This window comes from [Clostridium] hylemonae DSM 15053, assembly GCF_008281175.1.
Lineage (GTDB): Bacteria > Bacillota > Clostridia > Lachnospirales > Lachnospiraceae > Extibacter > Extibacter hylemonae.
The window spans coordinates 2,425,793-2,450,773 of record NZ_CP036524.1 but is presented as its reverse complement, the minus strand read 5'-3'; the positions used below and the strand labels follow the sequence as shown (position 1 = coordinate 2,450,773).

The following is a 24,981-nucleotide window of genomic DNA, read 5'->3' as shown; positions in this document are numbered from 1 at the left end:
CAGCAGTATTTACAGGAATATGATCAGGAAGAGCAGCTGTAAAATAAAAGAGATTACCATAGATTACAGTAATCCCTTCTCTTTATTCCAAGTCTATCTTTCCGTGCTTCTTTTCAAACTCAGCTATATATCTTTTCATTAAGACTTCTAATTCCCGATTGGCAGAACGTGCGTTGTATTCAGCGATATAACGAAATCGTTTCATTAAATCAGCGTCGGTTCTAACCGTAAATTTGATAACATCAGATGGCATAATATGAGACCTCCAGTAAGAATATGCCATTATTATACCGTCTGACTGACGGCAATATTCTCGGTTGACGTCAACATGACGGCGCAAAATGTAATTTGGGCTTCCTGTTTTTCTGCCGGGAAAAAATAAAGTGTGCAGTGTGTACGGCGGCGTTTAAAATTATATTGACGGCTAAATGACGGCATAATATAATGAAGATATAGAATCATAAACAGACCAAAGGAGAGTCATATGAGTAATATAAAAGCTCTGTTGAAACTGGCCGCCGACAGTATGAAGAACCGGACGTTAGATGAATTGCTTAAAAACGACGCGGATTTTCAGAAAAGGCTTGAAGAAGAAAAAGAGGCATTTATTGCAGTCAGAAAGTTGGAGTTGACAGCAGACCAGAGGGCAGCAGTCAACACCTTGATCTCCAGAAAGGAAGAGACAGAATATGACTACCGTGTAAATTCTTATATTGCAGGGATGATAGATGCCTATGAGATTCTGAAGCAGTTTGATCTGACAAAGGAGTGAGCGTCAGTGGCACAAGGCATATGCACTGCGGATATCTGCGGAGCAGAAGATACAATGTAAAGTACCGGCCAGGAGAATACTGACCGGTACTTTTTCGCGTTGCCCTGTCCATTATCGCCGATAAGTCATTGACATTGCATATAGAAAGAAATAAACTGAAACTGACATTATTATCAGTAAATAGCAAAGGAAGACCAAAATGGAAGATCGAGAGAAGAAGCATAAACGCCGGGTGAGATATTCCGGCGCGTATCCAAAGAGATTTGAAGAAAAATATAAAGAGCATCAGCCGGAAAAGTATGCCAAGACGGTATCCAGAGTCATCCAAAAAGGCAGCACTCCGGCTGGAATGCATATTTCTATCTGCGTAAAAGAGATTCTGGAATTCCTCCAGATCCGGCCCGGGCAGAGAGGGCTTGATGCTACGCTCGGTTATGGCGGGCATACGTCAAAGATGCTGGAATGCCTGAAGGGGCAGGGCCATATATATGCGCTGGACGTGGACCCGATCGAGTCTGTCCGGACGGCCAAGAGGCTGGAAAAGCTCGGATACGGCCCGGACATTCTCACGGTAAAGCTGCAGAATTTTGCCAAGATCGATCAAGTGTCCCGGGAGGCAGGTTTATTTGATTTTGTGCTGGCAGATCTGGGTGTCTCCTCCATGCAGATCGATAATCCGGACAGGGGATTCACATATAAGGCAGAAGGCCCTCTTGATCTGCGCATGAATCCGCAGAAGGGGATCAGCGCGGCAGAGAGGCTGCGTGACATTACAAAGGAAGAACTGGAGGGCATGCTGCGGGAGAACTCAGATGAGCCATACGGGGCCGAGATCGCGGAAGCAGTCACAGAAAAGATCCGGAAGGGCGGGGAGATCGAGACGACGACACAGCTTTATAAGACAATAGAAGAAGCGCTTGCTTTTCTCCCTGAGAAAGACCGGAAAGAAGCCGTAAAGAAGTCGAGCCAGCGGACCTTCCAGGCGCTTCGGATCGATGTGAACAGTGAATTTGAAGCATTATATTCTTTTCTGGAAAAGCTGCCGGATGTACTTGCCCCGGGCGGCCGGGTGGCTATATTGACGTTCCACTCAGGCGAGGACCGGCTCGTGAAAAAGTCATTTAAGCAGTTTGCAAAGTCAGGCGTTTACAGTGAGATATCAAAGGAGGTCATCCGGCCGTCGCAGGAGGAGTGCAGGCAGAACGGGCGCGCCCGCTCAACGAAAATGCGCTGGGCTGTCCGGGCGGAGCAGTAGTCTGATGGGAAAGGCAGTCAGAAGGGGGGAAGAGATGGAGCGTTGTAAATGGTGTCTGTGCAATGACGCGATGATAAAATACCACGATGAAGAGTGGGGAATTCCACTCTATGATGACAGAAAGCAGTTTGAGTTTCTGATGATGGAAGTGATGCAGTGCGGGCTGAACTGGAACATGATGATACAGAAACGGGAGATTTTTTGCAAATGCTTTGACGGGTTTGACTATGAGAAAGTTGCGTCTTATGGTGAGGGGGATATCCGGAGGATTCTCGAGGCGGATGGGATGATAAGATCCAGGCGGAAAATAGAAGCAGTTATCCACAATGCCGGATGTTTTCTCAAAATACAGCAGGAGTACGGATCTTTCAGCGAATATCTCTGGAGATTTGCCGGCGGAAAGACTATTTTTTATAACAGACACGAAAGAGGGGAGCAGCCCGCAAGAAACGGGCTGTCCGACAAAGTGAGCGGGGACTTGAGAAGGCGTGGTTTCAAGTACCTGGGCTCTGTCACCGTGTACTCTCATCTCCAGGCGTGCGGTATCATCAATGACCATGTGAAAGAGTGCTTCCGCTATAAGTACATAGCAGAACACTATCCGTTTGTATATAAAAGAAGGAATAAAGAATGACAGATGTTTTTGGTCTGTATTCAGGCTGTGGGCCGGTGCGGGATCCCATAGCAGCGGCAGTAAAGCAGTAAAACTTTATCTCCGGCCTTTTGCCCGATATACTATAAATTTTATACTTTTCAGGATAAATATGGTAGAATAGAAGTAAATTACAGAGGAAAGAAGGGATTCATTATGGAAAAAGAAGTATTGAACTATGTGGTGGAAAAGGCAAATGAATTAAAAGATGCGGCGACGTGCAGCGCCGAGGCAAAAGAAGCAGCCGTGAAATGGCTGGATGCAGTCGGAACGGACCAGGAGGCGGCGGAGACAGAAAAGTTTATCGCAGAACTGGAAGAAGATATTATGCCTGTCGACGGTTTGATCGGTTTTGCGGAGTCAGAAGCCGGCGCGGCGGTCTTCGGAGCGGATACGGCCAAAAATGTGGCTGCGCACGCCAGAGATATCAAAGCAAAGGGCGCAAAATACTGTGATTGTCCGGCCTGCGCCGCCTGTGAGGCGATTCTTGAAAAGAAGGAGCTCCTTCTCAAATAACACACATGTCACAAGAAAAGACAGGGAGGTATTCCCTGTCTTTTCTTGTGACATTGTACGTACCTGTCTCTGTAAAAAAAGTTGACTTGAAAGAAAATAAGTGTTATATTACATATAGAACAATTGGAATATATAAAATGAATCTTTGTATAGAGCAGTGAGGTGATAACAATGGCGGTAAAAAGAGATTATTACGATATTCTCGGAATCCATAAAAATGCAGAGGAAGCTGAGATAAAAAAGGCATACAGGAAGCTGGTGAAAAAGTATCATCCGGACACAAATGCCGGTGATGCACAGGCAGAACAGCAATTTAAGGAAGTGACGGAGGCGTATACTATATTAAGTGACCCTGAGAAACGAAAACTGTATGACCAATTCGGCCATGCCGCATTTGACGGCAGCGGCGCAGGAGCAGGTGCCGGAGGGCGTACGGGCGGTGCTGCCGGTACAGGCGGCACATATCAGGAGTATCATTTTGAGGGCGGCAATATGGACGACATCTTCGGAGATATCTTTGGAGACTTATTCCGTGGCGGTAAAGCAGATGACGCTGAGTATCAGCGTTTTGGTGGAGGATTTGGACGTTCCCGGTACCGGAGAAAAGGGCAGGATGTGCGTGCGGAGGTCTCGGTGAGTTTTGACGAGGCTGTGTTTGGCTGTGACAAGATCATCAGCTTTCAGAATATGGAGAGGGCGGACGGTTCCGTACAGTCCCTTCAGGTACACATACCTGCGGGCATCGAGAGCGGCAAGAGCATCCGGCTTCGAGGAAAGGGAATGCCGGGCGTGAATGGCGGAGAAGGCGGTGATCTGCTTCTGAAAGTGACGGTGGGAGAGAAATACGGTTTTGAGCGGAAGGGACAGGATGTGTACACGACGGCATCGATACCGTTTACGACCGCTGTATTCGGAGGAGAAGTGCGCGTGCGGACACTCTATGGCGAGGTACTCTGCAAGATTCGGGAAGGCACGCAGTCCGGCACAAAGATACGCCTAAGAGGAAAGGGGATCGTATCTATGAAAGATCCTGATGTGCACGGAGACCAGTATGTGACCGTACAGATCGAAGTTCCGAAGCATTTGACAGGAGAGGCAGAGCAAAAGCTGAAAGAGTATGAGGAGGCATGCAAAAGCGGCAGCCGCGGCAGAAAAAAGAACAGTGCGGCCTGAACAGCATAAATAAAAAGTAAAGTTTCAAGTTGACAGAATTGGGGAATGGGTATAATATTGAACTGTAGTTCAATATAGGAGATATGGAATATGGCACAAGTCTTAAAAGAGGATATCCGTGAAAAGATTTTACAGTCGGCGCTTGAAGAGTTTTATGAAAAAGGCTTCACGGGAGCAGTCATGCGCAGCATCGCCGGACGTGCCCGTATCCCGACAGGACTTATCTACTCTTATTATCCGGGTAAAGAGGTTCTCTTTGAGGAAGTGCTCCGGCCGGTGCGCTACAACTGGAAATCTGTTCTCATAGAGGGAGCAGGACGGCACAGTGGGACGTTTGAACGGCTGAATAAAAGAGAGATGGACTGCATCAGAAATCTGCTGGAGCACAGGAAAGAGTTCATCATATTGATGGATAAGAGCGGGAACACCAAGTTCTCGAATGAAAAAGAAAACTTTATTCTGGAGATAGAACAACATTTAAAGTGTCTGATGCAGCACAACGGAAAATACGACGAGACCTATATTCATATTGTCGTAGACAATTTTGTGGAAGGACTGTTACAGGTTATGTATCACTGCAATGAGAAAGAGCATGCGCTGCTCACAATGGAAAAATTGATACAGATGTATTTATATGGAATCGGCTTATAAAGCCGGTTCCTTTTTTTATTGAACAATATTGAATATATGTTCAATATAGGTTTGCACAGGAAGAAAACCTGTTCAGATAAATAAAATAAAGACCAGGAGGTTATAACAATGAATGAAAACAAAACTAAAATGAAACTGCTTGGACAGGAGAAGGTGTCAAAGGCGCTGCTGAAGCTTGGCATACCTACAATGGCCGGAATGTTGATTTCCGCTCTGTACAATGCCATTGACGCATATTTTGTCGGCGGGCTTGGTATGAGCCAGATGGGGGCGGTATCAGTTGTATTTCCGATCGTGCAGCTTGTGATCGGACTGGGAATGATGTTCGGCGCCGGCGCGTCTTCCTACATTTCGCGTCTGCTTGGAAGTGAAGAATATCAACAGGCCGATAGAGCGGCATCTACCGCGCTTATTTCAGGAGTGGCGGTGGGAGCTGTCATTATAGCAGGAATCCTCTGTGATCTGGATGGAGTGCTCAAAGCGCTCGGGGCGACAGAGACGATCCTGCCTTATGCGAGAGCCTACGCCAGAATATATGTCACAGGTTCCATCCTCAATGTGTTTACCGTATCCATGAATAATATACTGACGGCACAGGGGGCGGTGCGGGTGACGATGGCCGCCATGCTAAGCGGAAGCGTTGTCAATGTGATACTGGATCCGGTCTTCATATATGGACTGAACTGGGGGATCGAGGGTGCTGCGGCGGCTACGGTGCTTTCTCTGTGCATTAATCTGGCGTTCTATGTTGTCTATCTTACAAGGAAAAAGGGAGTGCTGAGACTCTCTGTAAAAAAATTCACGTGGAGCCGTCACCTATACGGTGAGGTGTTGAAGATTGGGATCCCGGTACTTGCCTTCCAGCTTTTTTCCAGTGTTTCCCTCGGGCTTGCCAACATGGCGGCAAAGCAGTACGGAGATTATGCGGTGGCGGCGGTGGGAGCGGTCAGCAAGGTACTTATGGTAGGAACCTATGTGGTATTTGGATTCATGAAAGGATTTCAGCCCTTTACAGGATATAATTACGGAGCAAAGCAGTACAGGCGTGTGAAGAGCGCCATACGCCTGAGCCTGACCTGGTCCAGCGTATTCTGCATCGCGGCAGGCGGTTTATGTGTCATTCTTTCAGAACAGGTCATACGGCTTTTCGGTTCTGACGCGGATATGATTTCGTTTGGCAGCCGGGTACTTACTGTCAATGCCGTGACTTTTTGCACATTCGGACTTCAGATGGTGTACGCGTCTTTGTATCTTTCCGCAGGCAGGAGCATGATTGGAAGTATATTAAGCCTCGGCAGGCAGGGTGTTTTCTTCATACCGCTCATATTGATTCTGCCGCGTGTGTTTGGGATAGACGGACTCATATGGGCTCAGCCCGCCGCCGACTTGATCGCGGCCGTCGTCACGGTCTGTTTTGCGGTAACGACGGACAGCAGGCTTGGTCTTGAAAAAGAGGCGGGGAAAGGGGAGCGGGAAAATGAACTATTACAGCGCTGAGACGCCGGAGGAATACCAGGAGCTTTTCTACCGTCAGATCGGTCTTCAAAAAACAGAGCCGAAAGAAGCGTGGACGGTGTGGGAGAGCCCCGGGAATGGAGTTATATACAGCTATGGGGCGTTGGATAAGATACAGTCGTCGGCAGGCTGCTATACCGTACCGTCAGATTTTCTTGCTGAATACCAGTATCGTACGGAGTATCTGCATTTTGGAATCATCTATGAGGGAATAACGTATTCTCTTGTGGAGAACCGGCTGGAGGCCGGTTCCGTTCCTTCAGTTTTTCTGGCAGTAGAAAAGTCCTCCGGGGGAGTGAACTGCTGGAAGAAAGGACAGCGGTTTAAAGGAGTTGAGGTGTCTGTGGAGATGGTTTATCTGAAGTCGGTGCTGTTTCCTTTTATCGGAGCCGGGGAGAACGCACTTTCTTTTCTGGAAGAAAATATCCGCTATATCCATCTGACACAGGAGATGCAGAGCCTGATCAGGCGTATGGAGAAGCTTCTCAGAGAAGGAAAGATGACAGGGCCTCTCCACTTGTCCATATGTCTTGAGTTTATAGCTCTTCTTCTGCATCCGGACAACAGAGAGAGATTTTGCAGTAAGGGACAGTCATTTGCAAAATATATAAAGGTTGGGAAGCGGAAGATCAAAATGACAGGTGAGGATTTCAGAAAGGTAGTGCTTGCACATAAGCGGATCGAACAGGATGCGGCCTCCTTTGTTACGATATATGAACTGAGCCGGAAACTCGGCATCAGTGAGCAGAAGCTGAAGGCCGGGTTCAAAGAATTATATCAGCAGACAATCTGGGATCATGCCAACAATGTACGGATGAATGAAGCTGTGGAGCTGCTGCAGGATACAGCGCTTTCAGTCGGTGAGATATCGGAAAGGATCGGATACCAGAGCCAGGCGGCGTTCATCAATATGTTCAGAAAATGGTGCGGGCTTACACCCGGACAGTTCCGGGTGCAGTCTCCGGACAATTTAAGATAACGCGGCCGTCCCGCTGTGATGTCTGCCTTTTGGAACGATAAACGGTGTACCGGATACCGGATCCTTCATAACGATACATTCCAGTCCGTAAAGTTCCCTCATCAGTCCGGGAGTGATTATTTCCTGCGGAGTTCCGCAGGCGGTCAGAGTGCCGCCCTTCATGGCAAAGAGATGATCTGCGTAACGTGCGGACAGGTTGATATCGTGCAGGACCATGATGATAGTAGTCCGGCGTCTGCGGTTAAGATCAGTAAGCAGGTCAAGTATCTCCACCTGGTAGGAAATATCCAGAAAAGTGGTAGGTTCGTCCAGCATTAAAATGTCTGTCTGCTGCGCCAGAGCGAGGGCGATCCAGACCCGCTGGCGCTGGCCGCCTGACAACTCATCGACGCTTCGGTCCGCCAGGCTGGTGATGCCCATTATGTCCATGGCCTCCTCCACCGCTCTGAAGTCTTCTGCCGTCATGCTTTTTAAGAGACGGCGGTAGGGAAAACGGCCCCGTGCGACAAGGTCAGCCACTTTGATACCGTCCGGAACGGCGGGAGACTGGGGAAGAAGCCCCATGATCTGGGCGGCCCTGCGGGGCGGATAGGACGAAAGCGTCTTCTCATCCAGCAGGATATGGCCGTCTCGGGGTTTGATAAGCCGGGCAAATGTTTTAAGAAGCGTGGACTTCCCACAGCCGTTAGCGCCGATAATGACGCTGATCTTGTGTTCAGGGACGGTCAGATCAACATCGCTTAAGACAGCCCGGCCGTCGTAACCGGCCGTAACTTTGTCTGCCGAGAGCAGGTGGGTATTCATAATGCATTTTCTCCTTTCCGATTCATGCGAAGCAGTAAAAACAGCAGATACGGCGCGCCGAGTATACCGGTGATCACTCCGGCCGGATATCTGGAAGGCAGGGCGAACTGTCCCGCGAGGTCGGAGGCCAGTACGAGGACAGAGCCGGTTAAGGCTGAGACTGCCGTGTTGCTTCCGCTGCTCCCCGAGATTCTTGCGGCGACAGGGCCGGAAAGAAAAGCGACGGAGGCGATGGGGCCGGTGACTGCTGTGGCAAAAGCGATGAGCAGCAGTGAGAACAGAATGAGGAGCAGCCGGATAAGGCCGATCCTCACACCGAGGGTGATGGCATAGGCTTCACCGAGCTCCAGTATCATGAGATACCGGCTCAGGAGAAGAACAGCAGTGCCGGCTGTCAGGACAGCCGCAGCCAGTCCGGGGATCCGATCCATGCCTATGCCGTTGAGGCTTCCGCTGAGCCAGCGCAGCGCGCCGGGCACGTCATATTCGGAAGCGCGCAGCAGCATCCAGGATATGGCGGCGTTCAGGAATGCCTGCATTCCGATACCGGTCAATATGAGCCTTCCTCCTGAGAACCCTCCGTTCCGGGAGAGAACATAGAGGAGCATTGAGACGAGGAGTCCGAAGGCCACAGCCAGAAAGGAAACTGCATTTCCACTTAAGCCGAGTACAAGACTTCCAAATACGGCAGCCGTGCTCGCGCCGGAGGAGACACCGATAATATCAGGGCTTGCCAGCGGATTTCCGAGCAGCTTCTGGAAGGTGTTTCCGGCCATGCCGAAGGCGGCGCCGCACAGTATGGCCGCAAGCAGCCGTGGGAGCCTGAGCGTAAGGAGCGTAAAAGAAGCGCCTTTTATATGATTCCCCATAAGAACGCTTATGACCGTGCCGGGCGTATAGACTGTATTTCCATAAGTCATCATAAAGACTGCCAGCAGAAACATAAGAAGGAGCAGAGCGGCAGCAGCGCTTATATACTGTTTTCTCCGTCTTCTGCAGCCTGAGGCGGCTGTGTTGTAGTCAGATGATTTCATAAGGAACGAACCTTTACCTTTCTGATGATGAGTATAAATACGGGCGCGCCTGCCAGTGCCGTGACAATGCCGGATTCCAGCTCCCCGGGCCGCCCGAGTATGCGGCCGGCCACATCTGCCAGAAGCAGGAGGCAGCTTCCGCCTACGGCGGACAGAGGCAGTATCTTCCGCATATCCGGGCCGAGAAGCAGCCGCATCAGATGCGGGATCATAAGTCCGATGAAACCGATCGGCCCTGCCAGTGCAGTGGACGCTGCGCAGAGCAGGACGCCGGCGAGCGCAGCCAGTGCACGGGTGCGTGTGACGTGAAGACCGAGACCGGCGGCGGTATCATCACCCAGCGCCAGTGTGTTCAGGGAAGGCGCCAGCAGCAGGCTGAGGATAAAACCGGCGGCCAGATAAGGAAGTATGAGCCGGATATCGCTCCAGGAGGCGCCGCTGATGCTTCCGGTCTGCCAGAACCGAAACTGATCCATCACTTGAGTGCGCGGCAGCATTACCGTATTCACGAGCGACTGCAGCGCGGTGCCCGCCGCGGCTCCGGCCAGCGCCAGTTTAAGCGGCGTGGCCCCTCCGTATCCGAAGGAGGCCAGACCGTAGACGAAGACGGCAGTCGCTGAGGCTCCGGTGAAAGCCAGCCAGATATACTGGCTTCCGGTGTTGATATGAAAGAATGCGATTCCGCACACAACGAAGAGGGAAGCTCCTGTATTGACACCGAGGATACTCGGGTCTGCGATCGGATTGCGGGTGACGGCCTGCATGAGCGCGCCGGATACCGCAAGCGCCGCGCCTGCCAGAACGCCGAACACCGTGCGGGGGATCCGCGCGGCGATGACATGGGCCTCGTGGGCATCTGAACCGGACAATGCACCGGCAATATTTTCAAAACCTACGGATCTGGCCCCGCAGGTTATGGATGCAAGTATACATAGCAGCAGAAAAAAGATGCAGGCCAGGCTTACGAGTATTGTTTTCAGCCGTCTCACTTTATCTTACCGTGCGCCTCAGACAAGAGACGGAGATATTCATCGATCTCGGCCGGAATGGACAGAATGGAAGGGGTGCAGGCGCCTGCCAGTGAAGAAGCACTGTCTACAAGAGCGACGGCCCCGTTTTTGACAGCCGGTATCCGGGACATCAGTGCATCTTCCTGAAGCGCTTCAAGAAGTGTCTCGTCACCGTACACGACCATCATCTCTACGTCACTGAGCACATCGCTGTTTTCTCTGCTCAGTGTCACAGAGAAGTCTTCGGTGTCCCCGGCCATCTTAAGTACACTGTCGGGAAACGTAAGTCCAAGGTCTGTCAGATAGGCTGCTCTTGGGTCAGATGGCAGATATACGTAAAATGTACTGAAGTCATCAGGGCTGATCCAGAAAAACGCAGTCTTTGTCCCTGCCAGCTCAGGATATTCCTCTGTTTTATCTTTAATGAGAGCATCCACTTCAGCGACTTTAGCCTCGCCTTCCTTTTTCATGCCCATGCCCTCGGCATTGAGGATCGTCTGGTCGCGCCAGTACGTCTGCCATGGAGTCCCGGGATACGCCACGACAGGAGCGATAGCGCTGAGCAGGTTGTATTCTTCTTCGGTGATCCCGGAATATGCAGCAAGTATGACATCCGGTTTTGCATCGCTTATCGCTTCATAGTCAAGTCCGTCGATATCGTCGAACACGACGGGAGCCTTTTCACCGAGGGTCTCAAATGCTTCGTCGGTCCACGGGTGCAGGCCATGTTCTGTCACTTTGCCGTAATTGGCCGCAGATACACCTGTGGGAACAACACCGAGTGCCAGCGGTGTGTCCTGATTCTCCCAGCCGATCGTAACAATGTTCTCCGGCCTGCTTTCGATAACTGTCTCACCGAAGGCGTGAGAGATGACGAGCGGGTAGTCTCCTTTTGAGCCGGCTGTCTCTTTGGCATCGCTCTCACCGGCGGGAGTCTGTGCGCCGCTGCCGCCGCATCCGGCCAGGACAAATGCGGACAGGGCTGCGCCTAATAGTATTGATATCCATTTTTTTGTTTTCATAATATCCTCCAGGCATTGAATTAGTTAGCTACAGCTAACCAACAAATAAAATATCACACGGCCTGCAGCGTGTCAATCCGGGCATCCTATATAGATAAACGTGCACCGGATTCAGTAATTATGCAGTTCCGTCCGCTCTGCTTTGCGCAGTAGAGGGCTTCGTCGGCCTGCTTTAACAGATCGAGAAACTTTTCTTCGCTGCTGACATACTGGCGGCTGATCCCGATGCTGACGCTGACGTAGCCGTCCCCCGTGATATGAGGTATTTTCAGATCGTGGATCTTGCGAAGCAGCGTTCTTGCGAAAGTTTCCGCCTCCTTCTGGCCAGCCTCCTGCAGCAGAATCAGGAACTCTTCTCCGCCATAGCGCACGGCGATGGAATCTGGGTCTGCTGTGAGTCCGTTGATGACGCCGGCCACAGATTTGAGCACTTCGTCGCCGGCCATGTGCCCATAGTTATCATTGTACTGTTTGAAACAGTCCACATCCAGCATGAGCGCGTGAAGCTCTGCATTTCTGCTGTCCATCAGTTTCTGCTTATACCGCTCCAGATAAGTCCGGTTTGACAATTTTGTAAGCCCGTCCTGATTGGAAAGATATTCAAACTTCTGATTCAGCTGCTGAAGTCTGCCGTATGTGTAGACGTAGAAGCCGTTCAGGGCGAGCGAGAATACAAAATTACCGATGTAGAGAAACGGAAACCGCAGCAGAAAGTTTTGCGTATAGACAGGCGGAAGGATTTGATTAAGCGGTGTCCACAAAAACAGGATGAGAACGGACAGACCGATACCGCTGAACAGAATGGCCGGTTTCATCTGAAGTATAAAGAAGCAGATGAACGGGTACAGACAGAACCAGAGTGCCGCGAATCCTTCCACAAGGCCGCCTGTCACGTAGAGTGTGAACATGGCGAGCAGGATAATGGCCATACAGAGAGAGCCGGCAAGGTATCTGCCCGTTTTTGCCGTGTAAAGATATATAACAATACAGACGATGGCGCTGACGCCTGTCTCGAGACCGAGACGGTATTCCATTTTTACTGCGTTTAACAGAGTCATTATAACAGAGATGCCGGCCCCGGCAATGCAGAAGAGACGCAGCTGAACGCAGAGTCTGTTCGTCATATTTACAAAGATATCTTCAAGCAATTCGTTAAAAAACTTTTTCAGAAAGTTCATGTCAATCCTCCTTGATTCATACAAATATAAATAATGCTTCCATTTAGTGGAAACAGAAAAAACTTGACACATAAATATTACAAGTGTAAGATTTAAAAAAGAGTATTAAACGGTAAAATGATCAGGCATTACTATATAACAACACTGAGTTCAAGTATTCAGGGAGGTAGATATGCGGTACAAAAATAAAAACCACAAAAAAAGTACACCTGTATTAATACTATCGGTTGCCGCGGGGATATTCTTAACGGCAGCCGCCATATACGCAGCAGTATATTTTTACACAGACAGCGCAAGGAAAGATCAGCAGGAACTGCTCGTCACTTATATGAAACATATTCCGGAAAAAGAATATAAAGAAATGTATGCGATGCTGGATAAAAAGACTGCGGCTAAGATAAGTGAGGAAGAATTTGTCCGGCGTAATTCCGCGATTTATGAAGGTATTGAGATCAGTAGCCTGAAAGTCGATGTGAAAGCGTATGACAAGAAGCAGAAGAAGGTGAAGTATCACACTTCCTTTGACACAGATGCCGGGCCCGTCAGTTTTGACAATGCTGCCTCATTTGTGAAGGAAGAGGACGGATACAGACTCGAGTGGAAGGACAGTCTGATCTTTCCCGGCCTAGAGGAGGAAGACAAGGTCAAAGTCTCTGTGACAGAGGCAGAGCGGGGACAGATTCTGGACAGGAACGGCCGTGTCCTTGCCGGGAAGGGAACGGCTTCCTCTGTCGGGGTCGTGCCCGGCAAGCTGAAAGACAGGGACGGCGCGGTGAGCGAACTTGCCGGCCTTCTTGGCCTTGAGCCGGAGGTGATAGAGAAAAAGCTTAATGCGCAGTGGGTGAAGGAGGATTCCTTCGTTCCCCTTAAGACGGTTCCCAAAGTAAGTGAATTAGACCTGCTGGCGGTAGACCCGGAAGATGAAAGAGCACAGGAGGCAGGAAGGCAGGAAAAGCTGCTTGCAGTCCCGGGTGTCATGATATCAGATGTGGAGGTGCGGGAATACCCTCTGAAGGAAGCGGCGGCCCACCTGACAGGTTACGTGCAGAATGTTACGGCGGAAGACCTGAAGAAGCATGCCGGCGAGGGATATACATCCAACAGTGTCATCGGCAGAAGCGGTATAGAAGGACTATATGAGAAAGAACTGAGAGGAACGGACGGCTGCAGCATAGAGATAATGAATGGGGACGGGGAACTGAAGAAAGTTCTGGCAAGCGTAATGGTGCAGGACGGCCAGGACATAAAGCTGACGGTGGACGCACAGCTGCAGTCTGCATTGTATGAACAGTTCAGGGAAGACAAGAGCTGCTCGGCCGCCATGAACCCATATACCGGAGAGGTGCTGGCGCTTGTCAGTACACCGTCCTATGACAATAACGGATTTATCACCGGGATGTCGGACGAAGAGTGGACTGCGCTCAACGAAGATGAAAAGAAACCGCTCTACAACCGTTTCCGCCAGGTGTGGTGTCCCGGATCATCATTTAAGCCTGTCACTGCCGCCGTCGGTCTGGACTCCGGCGCGCTGGACCCGGAAGAAGACTTTGGAAATGAAGGGCTGAGCTGGCAGAAGGATTCCTCATGGGGCTCTTATTATGTGACGACGCTTCATGAATATTCCCCGGCAGTGCTGGAAAATGCACTCATATATTCTGACAATATTTATTTTGCTAAAGCCGCGCTTAAGATCGGGGCCGGTACATTGCAGGATTTCCTGCAAAAGCTTGGATTTGGAGAGGAAATGCCGTTTGAGATAACCATGTCTGCTTCGCAGTATTCCAATACGGATAAGATCGAGACGGAAGTCCAGCTTGCCGACAGTGGTTACGGTCAGGGACAGATACTGGTAAACCCGCTCCACCTGGCCAGCATTTATACCTCTTTCTGCAATGAAGGGAATATTATCAGACCGTATCTGCTCTATAAGGAGGAGGCTCAGAAAGACATCTGGATACAGAATGCGTTTTCCGAAGATGCGGCGGCCCGCGTGCTGGAAGGGATGAAAAAAGTTGTGAGCGACCCGAACGGAACCGGCTACGCGGCACACAGGGACGATGTTGTGCTGGCGGGAAAGACCGGCACGGCTGAAATAAAAGCGTCCAAAGAAGACACATCCGGCACGGAGCTTGGCTGGTTTGCCGTACTGACGCCGGAAAAGGACAGCAAAAAGCCGTTACTTCTCGTAAGTATGACGGAGGATGTAAAAGATACAGGCGGCAGCGGTTATGTTGTCAGCAAAGATAAAAATGTGCTGGATACGTATCTGACAGAATAGCCGCCGCACTGCTTCCCCATGGGGAAGCAGTGCGGCCTTAAATATTACGAATGTAAGAATACAGAGGTGACAGACATGAAACGCAGAAGAATGATAACCGTATGTTTTCTGCTGGCGCTCGTGACAGCGTCCTGCGGCAGGACTACTGAAGAAAAGGCGGCCGGAGTGCAGAAAGAAGACAGCCGGACACTGTTTGAGGAATCGGTGGAGATCGCGGAAAAGTACCGCGATATTTATGAGACAGCGGAAAAGAAAGAATCAGTGGGAACGCTGGAGACAACGAAGCAGATCGTAAAGCGTCTCGGAAAAGAGGGGTACGCGGTTTTTGATTACGCCAATCAGATCAATATGGAAAATCCGGATAAAGTACGGGCATTTGCTGTCCGGGTTGAAGAGAAGAAGACAGCCGGTGTGACCATACTCGCGGTCAATGACCGCGGCGGCTTCACACGTTATGATATGAAGACTTCAAAAGGCAGCGTGGATGTGGAAAAAAGTTCTCTTTACTGGGACGGTAATACTCCGGTGTCGGAGTACAGAGAGGAATATACGACCGGGACATGGATATACAATGAGAAGGGTTATCTGTTTTTTGAGCGCAACCGTCTGACGGGAACGGGCGGAGGACGCATCGCGGTGCGTCTGGAGCCGCTGGATGATACGTGCAGGGAACTGAACCGGAACTATCTCATACCGGTAGGATATGCACAGAATAATATGTTTACTGAGGACTGGAGTGAGACAGAGTACAAAGAACTGAATTTCTACGATCTGTATGAAAGGCTGTACAGGCTGAAGACAGGAGAGGCAGCGCCTTATGAATTTGCCTTTACGGGCCGTACATATGAGGTGCCGGCGGCACAATTTGAAGACATTTTCCAGACGTATTTCCGGATAGACAGCAGGACGCTCCGGCAGAAGACAAATTTCAATGAGGCGGACGGCACATACAGATACAGGCCGAGGGGGCTCTATGACAAGGGTACGACACCGGATGTACCCTTTCCCGAAGTGACAGCGTATGAAGAGAAGGCCGACGGGACGGTCAAGCTCACCGTCAACGCGGTCTGGCCGAAAAAAAGTATGGAAAAGGCATTCAGCCACGAGGTAGTGGTCAGACCGCTGGAAGACGGAACTTATGAGTATGTATCAAACCATGTGATCCCATCGGACGAAAATGCAGCGCCGGAATGGTATATGGACAGGCTGACGGACGAACAGTGGCAGGAGTATTATGAAAGCACGCAGTAGCCGTGCGGCGTCAGTCTTTCTGCTCTGCATCGGCAAAGCAGTTTTTTATGGCAAGCATTAATACGATGAGCGCTGCGGTCATCACGATATGTGAGATCCCTGCGATCCCTGAGATGGCCGCGTCCGCGCCGCGGCTGAGGGGCAGTCCTCTCACCTGTGTGATGCCGCGGACGAAGAGCATGACTGCCATGAGGGGAAGCCCGATGTTGTACGATATGAGGAAGAGCTTGAACTTCCTGCTGTCTGCCAGCGCAGAATCTTTGCAGAACAGCATGAGGATGAGGAACAAAAGCGTGCCGAGTACGATCAGGTGTACATGGGTGAACGAAAGAGCAGTCCTTCCGCTGAACGCCATATATTTTGTGTATTCACGGTAGAATACGCCGCAGGCAATGCCGGCAAGAAAATAAATAAATGAGATACGCCATAATTTTTTCATTTTATATGTGCTCCTTTCAAATGTCTGTTCATGTCACAATAACCGATAAGTACGGTCCACACGTACGCGCATGTCTTTGGAATCATCAGCATGCCCACGGCCGGGACCGTGTCGGCGAAGAGTACGACCGGAATGTAAAACGCGAAGCTCAGGACGATCGTCAGCCACATCAGCCCAAACGGCCGGTCGCCGTGTGTCTTTGCAGCTTTATAGAAGAGTACGATGATGAGAAGTCCCATAAGGGCAAGGGGAACGTTGCGCCAGATTCCCCAGCTAAGCGGCGCGTCGGCGGACGTCCAGCCGTTCTGCGGGAACAGGCAGAGAACGATCCGCGCCAAAGCCAGCACATACACGGAAGCTGTCAGCGCCATATGTCCCTGAACACGGTACCGGAGACGCCAGACGTAATAGAGCAGTATATAAAAAATGGTCATAGTGACTGACGTGATGAACTTTCCGATACCAAGGGCAGCGGTATAATCTTCCAGACCTGTCGTACAGAGCGCGAAGGCACGGGGAACGAGGTGAAACGCGTCGCCGGCGCCGAGTGTTACGGCCATGACGCCGAAGAGCACATACTGCTTTATCCCCCTGCTCCTTCGGATCATCACAATTCCAAGGGTGATCACTGTAATAAGATAGACGGCGTCAAACGATGTTTCCATAATTGCCTGCATGTTCACATATCTCCTTTCCTGTCTGTTCGTTTTTTGATCCTCTGAAGTAATTCCATGTAAAGGACAGGCCTGCCAGTGTCAGCGCAAAACCGAGTCCGGTATAAAAAACAGCGATATATAAATCGGGGCAGATGCCGGATACGCGTATACCGATTCCAACCGACATCATAAAAGCCATGATGCAGAAGGATTTTCCGTCAAAAAACTTCAGAAAAAACTGCATGATTTCCTTATATTGACGGATCCTGAGCGTATGTTTTTTCACCAGCGGGCCGAATACGAGGAACCAGAACAGGGCAAATATAACACATGATACGAAGAGATTTTGCGCACTTATATTGCCGCTGTATGAGACGATCCCGATACGCAGGATATTAAACCCTGCGGCGCTCCACACAAGTCCGGCCAGCAGGAGAAGCGTTCTTTTTTTTACTTTCACTTTATCACCTCCAAATATGAACGATGTTCAGTATTGACTGTAAAAATTTCCCGCCTGAACTGCGGGAATGTGTCAGTATATGCAGCGGGCCACTATTTCGAGCACCGGTTTATAATCGTACTGCTCTTTCAGGAGCATGGACGTAAATAACGTAAAAATGATATCTACGAAGTTTTCCGCGTTCAGGCTGCCGTTGAACGCATCAGGGCGTACCATGCGGTCGTTCTTCAGGACACACAACAGGCTTTCCTTTATATGTCCGAAATACTGCTGCATCATGAGTCGTCCCTTTTCTTTATCTCCCGCGGTGAATGTTACCGAGTGAAAGGTAAAGAATCCCGGATACTTGGCGCAGCCTTCCCGGATACTCTCAAAGAGCAGGGCGAGACAGGATGAGAAAGAATCACACGCCGTACAGTCGCCGGACAAATGAAAGATATCGCGCCATACATCCGCCACTGCTGCGCTGAGCAGATCTGCTTTGGACGGAAAGTAATTGTACAGGGAGCCGACCGCGACGCTGCAGGCGTCTGCCACAGAACGCATACTGACGGCGGAGATTCCCTTTTCCATCACAATAGTGCGGGACGCTGCAAGGATCGCTTCTTTTGAAGTCGCAACTTTATTCATGGACAGTTCCTCCTTTCACATCACCAATATGAACAATGTTCATTATAGGATGGTCCGCACGATTTGTCAAGTGTATATAGACGGCGGATCATCCCGGAACTGACCGGTATAAAATGGTGGATCATTGTATGTCCGCCAGTATGGCCTGCGCCGTGTCGGAAGCTAAAGCTCCGGTGGCTCCTGAACTCCCTTTAAGATTCACGGCGAAGAAATACGTACGGTCAGTGCGCTCAAGCCATCCGACAAACCAGCCGTTCACATCATGGCCGTCTACACGTCCGGTCCCCGTCTTTCCGTACAGCTTTTCTTCTCCATTCTGCCGAAGGAAAAGAGCGTTCTTCACTTCGTTTATATTCGCTTTGTCAGCCGGCAGGTCATAATCATAAAGCCGCTTCAAAAGCTGTACCTGCTCTATGGCGGAGATCTTCAGGGACGATTCCAGCCAGTAGGTATCTGTTCCGTGGCTGTTATCTTCATTTCCGTAGCGGATCTGCCGCAGATAATCTTTTATCGCCGAAGGTCCGGCCTGTCTGTCCAGAGACTGGAAGTACCAGTTTACGGAATCGCGCATGGCTGTGTTTAGATCCTGGTCTGTGTTCCATTCTTCAAAGGGGTAGTTTTTGCCGTCCCATCCCATCTGCGTCTGTCCGGGAGAGATTATGCCGGTTTCAAGGCCGAGCAGGGCGTTGTAGATTTTATACGTTGAGTCTGGCGGCACACGGAGAGCAGCATGTTCTTCATTATATATCTGCCATGCGTCTGCCGCTGTGTCATAGAGCACGAAAGTACCATCATATCCGTTGAAATACGAAGAAAGATCGGGATGTGATATGTCTTCTCCTTTTTTGTCAAATTTATAAATATCTTCCCCGGCCGCGTCTGTAGAGAGCGCAGGGACGACCGCCAGGAGAAGCAGCGCTGTAAGACAGTAGATGCATATGCCGCGCATCCGCCTCCAGGCAGATTCCGGACGGTAGGAAGAGATGTTCAGAATTCTTTTTTTCAGCTGTTTCATATTGCCGCCCATGCCGGAGGCAAACGGGAACGGAATAAGAGATATCTTCTCCGCAAAGTTGATAAGCGTATGGCCGTAATCCTCATAGTCTTTTGTCTCCAGCATCTCGAGCACGGCGGAATCACAGGCAGTCTCCCGGTCGCCTCGCATCTCCTTTAAGGCAAGCCAGACAAACGGGTTGAACCAGTATAGTACAGCGGCGATGTTCATGAGATAGTTCACGGCCGCGTCCTTGTGTCTGTAGTGCTGGAGTTCATGAAGCAGCATGTAGCGCAAGTCTGCCGGGTCACAGTTGGAGATAAGGTGAAGAGGAAGATAGATGCACGGCTTTAAGAAGCCTGTTATGACAGGCGATCTTAAAAAGGCCGTGCTGCGGACAGGGATGTTTCTGCGGATATGCGTCTCGTGGAGACATCTGCCGTAGAGTGCGAGAATGTCACGGTTCTGAAGCGGCAGGGAGGAACGTTTTATATGTCTCAGACGGAAATACGACCTGATGAGCAGCAAAAGCATGACCGCCATGCCTGCCAGCCAGATAAAGAACAAAAGCGTCTCAGTGAACGAAGGGGCATTTCTGCTCACAGAAATGCTAAAATCGCTGATCCAGCCGGCAGCGCCGGTCCGGCCGGCCGCCCCGGGGCTGCCGGCTGCTGGAGAGAGAGCGTGTGGCGAGCGGCTGCCAAGATTTGTAAACCATGCGGCCGCCCGGCCTGATCCGGGCAGCTGTACGGGGAGGAACGGTACGGCTAGAAGGCCGAGCAGCAGGAACCAGAGCTGGTACTGCCTGCGGGCAGACAACTGGCTTTTGAATCCGTACCTGACTGCAAAAATGATACCGGTCAGGATGGCGATAAATAAGTTACATATGAGAAAACGGATGATGGGAAACATATCAGTCGCCTCCTTTTGCGGAATTTTTGGAAAGAAGTGAGCGCAGAGCGTCTATATCGGATGCCGACAGTCTGTCATCCTCAATGTAGGCGGAGAGCATGGCAGTGATGTCGCCGTTGTAGAAACGCTTCAGAAAAGAGCTGCTTTCCTGATTCACATATTCGCTCTCTTTTACAAGCGGCGTATATATGAAAACACGGCTCTGCTTTTCGTAGGCAAGGGCACCCTTGTTCACGAGCCGTTTGATGAGAGTCTGTACAGTCTTGGGACTCCAGTCCGTGGCGGAAGTCAGACGCTCTGTGATTTCTGTTGTGCTGACAGGCGCGTATTTCCACACTATTTTCATCACTTCGTATTCCGCTTCCGATATCTGGGGCAGGGCAGTCATAATAAGTCCTCCTTAAATCTTACAGTTGTAATATAAAAATTATAACGTTTGCCGCATTTATTGTCAATCAGTCTCTGTAACGCGGCCGCTGTGCTGAAATGAAAAAGTATCATTTGAAATAACAGGGCGCAGATGGTAATATAGGAACAGAATATTTTTTTGGAGGTCAGTGTGAGAGTATTATTTGTAGACTGCTGTACGAAAGAAGGCGGAGCGTCGAAGACAAGGCAGCTTTGCCGGATTTTTTTAGATGAGGTGAAAAGGCTTCATCCGGAATATGAAGTGGAGACACTCGTTTTGAAAGAAAAGAAGCTGGTTCCCCTCGAGGAGGCAGATATCGTGCGCCGGAACGCCCTTATCCGGGCAGGGGAGACCGGAGATTGTATGTTCGATCATGCCCGGCAGTTTGCGGACGCAGAAAGGATCGTCGCAGCCGCGCCGTACTGGGATCTTTCGTTTCCTTCCATGTTAAAGGTATATATAGAGCATATATTTGTAAATGGCATCGCTTTTGCCTATGAGGGTCCAAGAGCAGTTGGCAGATGCATCGCGGAGAAGTTTATGTATATACAGACTGCCGGCGGGTTTGTCGGAGAAAATGAACCTGGAAGCATGTATTTGAAAGCCGTCTGCAAAATGCTCGGTATTCCTGAATTTCAGTATATTTGCGCGGAGGGCATGGATATACAGGAGATCGACAGGGAACAGCAGTGGCGCACCGCTGTGGAAGAAACCGTAAAAGCGGCACAGCAGTGGTAGAGGAGCAGGGGACAGAATGGAACACACCTATTTATTAAACCGCAGCAATAAAAGACAGAGGCCGGACCGGCTGTGCTTTGAAAAACAGGCACTGTACGTTTTAATGTGCAGTGCCTGTTTTTGACGTTTTATAACTGTTGCCCCATTCGGTCATTGCCTCCAGTATCGGCTTCAGGCTGTATCCGGTGTCGGTCAGGGTGTATTCTACCCGCGGAGGGACTTCCGGATAGACTTTGCGTGTCAAAAGCCCGTCCGCTTCCATTGCGCGCAGGTGGCCCGTAAGAACCTTCTGGGTGATGCCGGTGACGGATCTCATAAGTTCATTAAAGCGTTTTGTACCGCTCAGAAGGTCACGGATGATCAGCACCTTCCATTTATCGCCGATCAATTTTAATGTCATTTCTACAGGGCATTCAGGAATATCCTTCAACATGGTTTTCTCCTTTGCAGTGTATTCATATCTGTACGTCTATTATAAAATACATGGCGTAATGCCGCAAGGTATATTTTAGATACAAGGTATCCCAAAGGAGGCTATACCACTTTGAAGTGCGTACTTTCATAAGCTCCCGAAAAGGAATACGATATAGACAGCGAAGGAAATCAGCAAATGTAATATATGAGGCGGAGGTGTCAGGATGGAACATGGAGAAAAGGTAAAGCAAAAGATAAACGAAGCGGATGCAGTAGTGATAGGAGGAGGGAGCGGACTCTCCGCGGCGGCGGGATATACGTATTCGGGAGAGCGTTTTCAGAGAAATTTTGCAGAGTTTATAGCCAGATACGGCCTGAAAGATATGTACAGCGCAGGCTTCTATCCATTTCCGACAAAGGAAGAAAAGTGGGCCTACTGGAGCCGCCATATCTGCTGCAACCGGTATGACCAGGAGCAGAATGATCTGTATATGAGTATACGCGCGCTTGTGGAGGGCAGGGATCATTTTGTGATCACAACGAATGTGGACCATCAGTTTCAGGCTGCGGGATTTGATGAAGAACGGATCTTTGCCACCCAGGGAGACTACGGCCTGTTTCAGTGCGCAAAGGCCTGCCATGATAAGCTATATGACAATGAGGAGCAGGTAAGAGAAATGGTGAAGCGGCAGAGAGACTGCAGGATCCCCTCCTCCCTGATCCCAAAATGTCCGGTATGCGGCGGAGATATGGAAGTACATCTGAGATGCGACGGTTATTTCGTGGAGGATAGCGCATGGCATGAAGCACTTAACAGGTATGAGGAGTTTATCGGAAAAAACAGAGGGAATAAGATCCTGTTCCTGGAACTTGGAGTCGGGATGAACACACCGGGGATCATCAAGTATCCGTTCTGGCAGATGACGGCAGACTATGAACAGGCATTTTATATCTGCCTGAACAAAGGCCAGGCGTGGGCGCCGCAGGAGATCACGGAAAAAGCGCTGTGCATAGACGCAGATATAGCAGATGTGGTGAAAAGCCTGCAGTCGGCCGGATCATCACACGGGGAGGCAGTGTTATGAAAGCACAGGATTGTCTGAATATATTGAGAGAGATCAGGGACGTTGCGTTTGCGACGGTTGACGAAAAAGGGAAGCCGCAGGTGAGGATAATAGATATAATGCTTGTAGAGGAAGGGAAGCTGTTCTTCTGCACCGCCAGAGGGAAAAATTTTTACCGGGAACTGACGGAATCCGGGGAGACGGCCGTTACAGGCATGAACAAAAGTTATCAGATGGTGAGGCTCAGCGGAAAGGTGAGCAGGGTAAAAGAGCAGCGGGAGAAGATCGACCGCATTTTTGAGGAAAATCCGGCTATGAAAGACGTATATCCCGGAGACAGCAGATACATACTTGAAGCATTCTGTATAGAAGACGGAGAGCTGGAGTTCTTTGATCTGGGGCGGTCGCCGATCTTCCGGGAATCGTTTGTCCTCGGGAAGCAGGGCCGGATCACAAAAGGTTATCGGATCACGGATCAGTGTACCGGGTGCGGTGTCTGCCAAAATATCTGTCCGCAGCAGTGTATCCGCAAAGGGACGCCCTGTGAGATCGCGCAGGAACACTGCCTGCACTGCGGGCTTTGTTATGAGAACTGTCCTGTACGGGCAGTAGAGAGAAGGGAGTTATAAAGAATGCAGAATATATGGAATATGCTGGCAGGACGCAGAGAATTCTTTGCAAAACTGCTGCTGGAACACCTGGAGATATCACTGATCGCGATCTTGATCGCCATTATGTTCGGCGGACTTTCCGGAATCCTGATCAGCGAATACGAAAGGGCGTCAAGGCCGACGCTTGGAGTGATCGGTTTTCTCTATACGATACCGTCCATTTCCATGCTTGGATTTCTCATACCGTTTTCGGGGGTCGGGAATGTCACAGCGGTCATCGCGCTCACGGTATATGCGCTGCTTCCCATGGTGCGGGCCACCCATACGGGTATCACGAATGTTGACGCCGGTATTCTGGAGGCGGCAAAAGGAATGGGAAGCACGAGATTCCAGATGCTCTATAAGATCAAGATACCGCTGGCCATGCCAGTCATCATGTCGGGTATCCGGAATATGGTCACCATGACGATAGCGCTGGCCGGAATCGCTTCATTTATCGGAGCGGGAGGGCTTGGCGTGGCGATCTACCGCGGCATTACGACGAACAATACGGCTATGACCATGGCGGGAAGTCTCCTGATCGCGGTTCTCGCTCTCGTTGTCGACTTCATTCTCGGAATCGCGGAGAAGAGTATGCAGCGCACTCGGGGAAAGGCAAAGAGAAAAAACAGGACGGTAAAAGTGACGGCGGCCGTACTTTGTCTTGCGCTGATCGTGGCAGGAGCGCTGAACTTTCATAAGAAGGACACGATCCAGATCGCGACCAAGCCGATGACGGAACAGTATATTCTGGGAGAAATGCTCAGTCTTCTGATCGAACAGGATACCGGGCTTGAGACGGAGGTGACCCAGGGAGTGGGCGGCGGCACGTCGAACATCCAGCCTGCAATGGAAAAAGGAGAGTTTGACATTTATCCGGAATATACCGGTACGGGGTGGAATATGGTGCTGAAAAAGAACGGTCTGTATACGGAAGATCTGTTTGAAGATATGGAGAAGGAATACAAAGATAAATACGGCATGCAGTGGGAAGGAATGTACGGGTTCAACAATACGTACGGGCTCGCAGTGAGAAAAGAGACAGCGCGGCAGTATGGTCTGAAGACATATTCTGATCTGCAGAAGGTGGCGGATAAGCTTACGTTTGGAGCAGAGTATGATTTCTTTGAGCGGGAGGACGGATATGACGCGCTCTGTGACGCGTATGGGTTCCGGTTCGGCAATACGATGGATCTGGATATAGGGCTTAAATATCAGGCGGTCAACCAGGGGAAGATCGACGCAGTGATCATCTTTACTACGGACGGACAGCTCAGCACCTCCGACGTGACGGTGCTTGAGGATGATCTGCAGTTCTATCCGTCCTATATGTGCGGCAACGTCGTGCGCTCCGAGGTGTTGAAAGAGCATCCGCAGCTGCAGGATGTGTTTGACAAGGTGGCAGGAATACTCACAGATGCCCGGATGGCCGAGCTTAACAATAAGGTTGAGGCAGAGGGCATGGAGCCGGCGGATGTGGCAAAACAGTTTTTAAAAGAGTCGGGGCTACTCAGGTAGGAGGTCA

The 24,981-nt window shown here is 50.3% G+C and carries 27 protein-coding genes; 14 read left to right on the top strand and 13 right to left on the bottom strand.

Annotated elements, in window-relative coordinates:
- Positions 1-82 precede the first annotated feature (82 nt).
- Positions 83-253, bottom strand: a complete 171-nt coding sequence (locus LAJLEIBI_RS18095) for a hypothetical protein (RefSeq protein WP_006442202.1) — start codon at positions 251-253, stop codon at positions 83-85.
- 231 nt (positions 254-484) lie between these two features.
- Here LAJLEIBI_RS18095 and LAJLEIBI_RS11375 point away from each other — a divergent pair, with 231 nt between their 5' ends.
- The 8 genes from LAJLEIBI_RS11375 (at position 485) to LAJLEIBI_RS11340 (ending at position 7,513) form a co-directional block, all read left to right on the top strand.
- Positions 485-772 carry a hypothetical protein gene (locus LAJLEIBI_RS11375; protein ID WP_006442200.1) on the top strand — a complete coding sequence of 96 codons (288 nt, stop codon included), beginning with the start codon at positions 485-487 and terminating at the stop codon, positions 770-772.
- Between the two features lie 199 nt (positions 773-971).
- On the top strand, positions 972-2,027 hold the full coding sequence (gene rsmH, locus LAJLEIBI_RS11370; protein ID WP_006442199.1) for a 16S rRNA (cytosine(1402)-N(4))-methyltransferase RsmH: 1,056 nt from the start codon (positions 972-974) through the stop codon (positions 2,025-2,027).
- A gap of 34 nt (positions 2,028-2,061) precedes the next feature.
- Complete coding sequence (locus LAJLEIBI_RS11365) at positions 2,062-2,661, top strand: DNA-3-methyladenine glycosylase I (protein WP_040435378.1); 600 nt, start codon at positions 2,062-2,064, stop codon at positions 2,659-2,661.
- Between the two features lie 174 nt (positions 2,662-2,835).
- Complete coding sequence (locus tag LAJLEIBI_RS11360) at positions 2,836-3,195, top strand: hypothetical protein (protein WP_006442196.1); 360 nt, start codon at positions 2,836-2,838, stop codon at positions 3,193-3,195.
- Between the two features lie 171 nt (positions 3,196-3,366).
- Positions 3,367-4,368, top strand: a complete 1,002-nt coding sequence (locus LAJLEIBI_RS11355; protein WP_006442194.1) for a DnaJ C-terminal domain-containing protein — start codon at positions 3,367-3,369, stop codon at positions 4,366-4,368.
- A gap of 90 nt (positions 4,369-4,458) precedes the next feature.
- Positions 4,459-5,019 carry a TetR/AcrR family transcriptional regulator gene (locus tag LAJLEIBI_RS11350; RefSeq protein WP_006442193.1) on the top strand — a complete coding sequence of 187 codons (561 nt, stop codon included), beginning with the start codon at positions 4,459-4,461 and terminating at the stop codon, positions 5,017-5,019.
- A gap of 108 nt (positions 5,020-5,127) precedes the next feature.
- The gene (locus LAJLEIBI_RS11345; RefSeq protein WP_006442192.1) at positions 5,128-6,516 is read left to right on the top strand and encodes an MATE family efflux transporter; all 1,389 of its coding nucleotides are present in this window, start codon (positions 5,128-5,130) and stop codon (positions 6,514-6,516) included.
- Entirely contained in the window at positions 6,497-7,513 is a 1,017-nt protein-coding gene (locus tag LAJLEIBI_RS11340; RefSeq protein WP_006442191.1) for a helix-turn-helix domain-containing protein, read from the top strand. Before LAJLEIBI_RS11345 ends, LAJLEIBI_RS11340 begins: the two co-directional genes overlap by 20 nt.
- Here the strand turns inward: LAJLEIBI_RS11340 and LAJLEIBI_RS11335 are convergent.
- The 5 genes from LAJLEIBI_RS11335 to LAJLEIBI_RS11315 form a co-directional block, all read right to left on the bottom strand.
- Complete coding sequence (locus LAJLEIBI_RS11335) at positions 7,505-8,317, bottom strand: ABC transporter ATP-binding protein (RefSeq protein ID WP_006442190.1); 813 nt, start codon at positions 8,315-8,317, stop codon at positions 7,505-7,507. The genes LAJLEIBI_RS11340 and LAJLEIBI_RS11335 overlap by 9 nt on opposite strands.
- Entirely contained in the window at positions 8,314-9,351 is a 1,038-nt protein-coding gene (locus LAJLEIBI_RS11330) for a FecCD family ABC transporter permease (protein WP_006442189.1), read from the bottom strand. Before LAJLEIBI_RS11330 ends, LAJLEIBI_RS11335 begins: the two co-directional genes overlap by 4 nt.
- On the bottom strand, positions 9,348-10,340 hold the full coding sequence (locus LAJLEIBI_RS11325) for a FecCD family ABC transporter permease (RefSeq protein WP_006442188.1): 993 nt from the start codon (positions 10,338-10,340) through the stop codon (positions 9,348-9,350). Before LAJLEIBI_RS11325 ends, LAJLEIBI_RS11330 begins: the two co-directional genes overlap by 4 nt.
- Entirely contained in the window at positions 10,337-11,383 is a 1,047-nt protein-coding gene (locus tag LAJLEIBI_RS11320) for an iron-siderophore ABC transporter substrate-binding protein (protein ID WP_006442187.1), read from the bottom strand. Before LAJLEIBI_RS11320 ends, LAJLEIBI_RS11325 begins: the two co-directional genes overlap by 4 nt.
- An 86-nt stretch (positions 11,384-11,469) precedes the next feature.
- Positions 11,470-12,561: a GGDEF domain-containing protein gene (locus LAJLEIBI_RS11315; RefSeq protein WP_006442186.1), complete on the bottom strand. Its 1,092-nt coding sequence runs from the start codon at positions 12,559-12,561 to the stop codon at positions 11,470-11,472.
- A 172-nt stretch (positions 12,562-12,733) separates the two neighbouring features.
- Here LAJLEIBI_RS11315 and LAJLEIBI_RS11310 point away from each other — a divergent pair, with 172 nt between their 5' ends.
- Together LAJLEIBI_RS11310 and LAJLEIBI_RS11305 are read left to right on the top strand one after the other, a co-directional pair.
- Positions 12,734-14,839, top strand: a complete 2,106-nt coding sequence (locus tag LAJLEIBI_RS11310) for a penicillin-binding transpeptidase domain-containing protein (protein ID WP_006442185.1) — start codon at positions 12,734-12,736, stop codon at positions 14,837-14,839.
- Positions 14,840-14,857: 18 nt separating this feature from the next.
- Complete coding sequence (locus LAJLEIBI_RS11305; protein WP_006442184.1) at positions 14,858-16,090, top strand: DUF6070 family protein; 1,233 nt, start codon at positions 14,858-14,860, stop codon at positions 16,088-16,090.
- Positions 16,091-16,100: 10 nt separating this feature from the next.
- Here LAJLEIBI_RS11305 and LAJLEIBI_RS11300 read toward each other — a convergent pair whose 3' ends face one another.
- The 6 genes from LAJLEIBI_RS11300 to LAJLEIBI_RS11275 all read right to left on the bottom strand — a co-directional run bounded on the left by LAJLEIBI_RS11300 (position 16,101) and on the right by LAJLEIBI_RS11275 (position 20,569).
- Complete coding sequence (locus LAJLEIBI_RS11300) at positions 16,101-16,529, bottom strand: DUF2871 domain-containing protein (RefSeq protein ID WP_006442183.1); 429 nt, start codon at positions 16,527-16,529, stop codon at positions 16,101-16,103.
- On the bottom strand, positions 16,526-17,206 hold the full coding sequence (locus LAJLEIBI_RS11295) for a hypothetical protein (protein ID WP_040434738.1): 681 nt from the start codon (positions 17,204-17,206) through the stop codon (positions 16,526-16,528). The genes LAJLEIBI_RS11300 and LAJLEIBI_RS11295 overlap by 4 nt, the downstream gene beginning before the upstream one ends.
- Positions 17,178-17,645 carry a hypothetical protein gene (locus tag LAJLEIBI_RS11290; protein WP_006442181.1) on the bottom strand — a complete coding sequence of 156 codons (468 nt, stop codon included), beginning with the start codon at positions 17,643-17,645 and terminating at the stop codon, positions 17,178-17,180. The genes LAJLEIBI_RS11295 and LAJLEIBI_RS11290 overlap by 29 nt, the downstream gene beginning before the upstream one ends.
- A 72-nt stretch (positions 17,646-17,717) precedes the next feature.
- Entirely contained in the window at positions 17,718-18,275 is a 558-nt protein-coding gene (locus LAJLEIBI_RS11285) for a TetR/AcrR family transcriptional regulator (RefSeq protein ID WP_006442180.1), read from the bottom strand.
- A 121-nt stretch (positions 18,276-18,396) separates the two neighbouring features.
- A complete protein-coding gene (locus LAJLEIBI_RS11280; protein ID WP_006442179.1) occupies positions 18,397-20,181 on the bottom strand; it encodes a BlaR1 family beta-lactam sensor/signal transducer in 1,785 nt (594 codons plus the stop codon).
- A 1-nt stretch (position 20,182) separates the two neighbouring features.
- Positions 20,183-20,569, bottom strand: coding sequence for a BlaI/MecI/CopY family transcriptional regulator (locus LAJLEIBI_RS11275; RefSeq protein WP_006442178.1), 387 nt, complete (start codon positions 20,567-20,569; stop codon positions 20,183-20,185).
- Between the two features lie 171 nt (positions 20,570-20,740).
- On the opposite strand from LAJLEIBI_RS11275, the gene LAJLEIBI_RS11270 reads away from it, so the two are divergent.
- Positions 20,741-21,328: an NAD(P)H-dependent oxidoreductase gene (locus LAJLEIBI_RS11270; RefSeq protein WP_050765470.1), complete on the top strand. Its 588-nt coding sequence runs from the start codon at positions 20,741-20,743 to the stop codon at positions 21,326-21,328.
- Between the two features lie 100 nt (positions 21,329-21,428).
- Here the strand turns inward: LAJLEIBI_RS11270 and LAJLEIBI_RS11265 are convergent, their stop codons facing one another.
- Complete coding sequence (locus tag LAJLEIBI_RS11265) at positions 21,429-21,761, bottom strand: winged helix-turn-helix transcriptional regulator (RefSeq protein ID WP_006442176.1); 333 nt, start codon at positions 21,759-21,761, stop codon at positions 21,429-21,431.
- 205 nt (positions 21,762-21,966) lie between these two features.
- On the opposite strand from LAJLEIBI_RS11265, the gene LAJLEIBI_RS11260 reads away from it, so the two are divergent.
- From LAJLEIBI_RS11260 to LAJLEIBI_RS11250, 3 genes are read left to right on the top strand one after another with little or no spacing between them, the layout of a single operon-like run.
- Positions 21,967-22,827 carry an SIR2 family NAD-dependent protein deacylase gene (locus tag LAJLEIBI_RS11260; RefSeq protein ID WP_006442175.1) on the top strand — a complete coding sequence of 287 codons (861 nt, stop codon included), beginning with the start codon at positions 21,967-21,969 and terminating at the stop codon, positions 22,825-22,827.
- Positions 22,824-23,435 carry a pyridoxamine 5'-phosphate oxidase family protein gene (locus tag LAJLEIBI_RS11255; protein ID WP_006442174.1) on the top strand — a complete coding sequence of 204 codons (612 nt, stop codon included), beginning with the start codon at positions 22,824-22,826 and terminating at the stop codon, positions 23,433-23,435. The genes LAJLEIBI_RS11260 and LAJLEIBI_RS11255 overlap by 4 nt, the downstream gene beginning before the upstream one ends.
- Before the next feature lie 3 nt (positions 23,436-23,438).
- Positions 23,439-24,974 (top strand): ABC transporter permease/substrate-binding protein, encoded by a 1,536-nt coding sequence (locus LAJLEIBI_RS11250; RefSeq protein WP_006442173.1) that lies wholly within the window; start codon positions 23,439-23,441, stop codon positions 24,972-24,974.
- Positions 24,975-24,981: the final 7 nt, after the last annotated feature.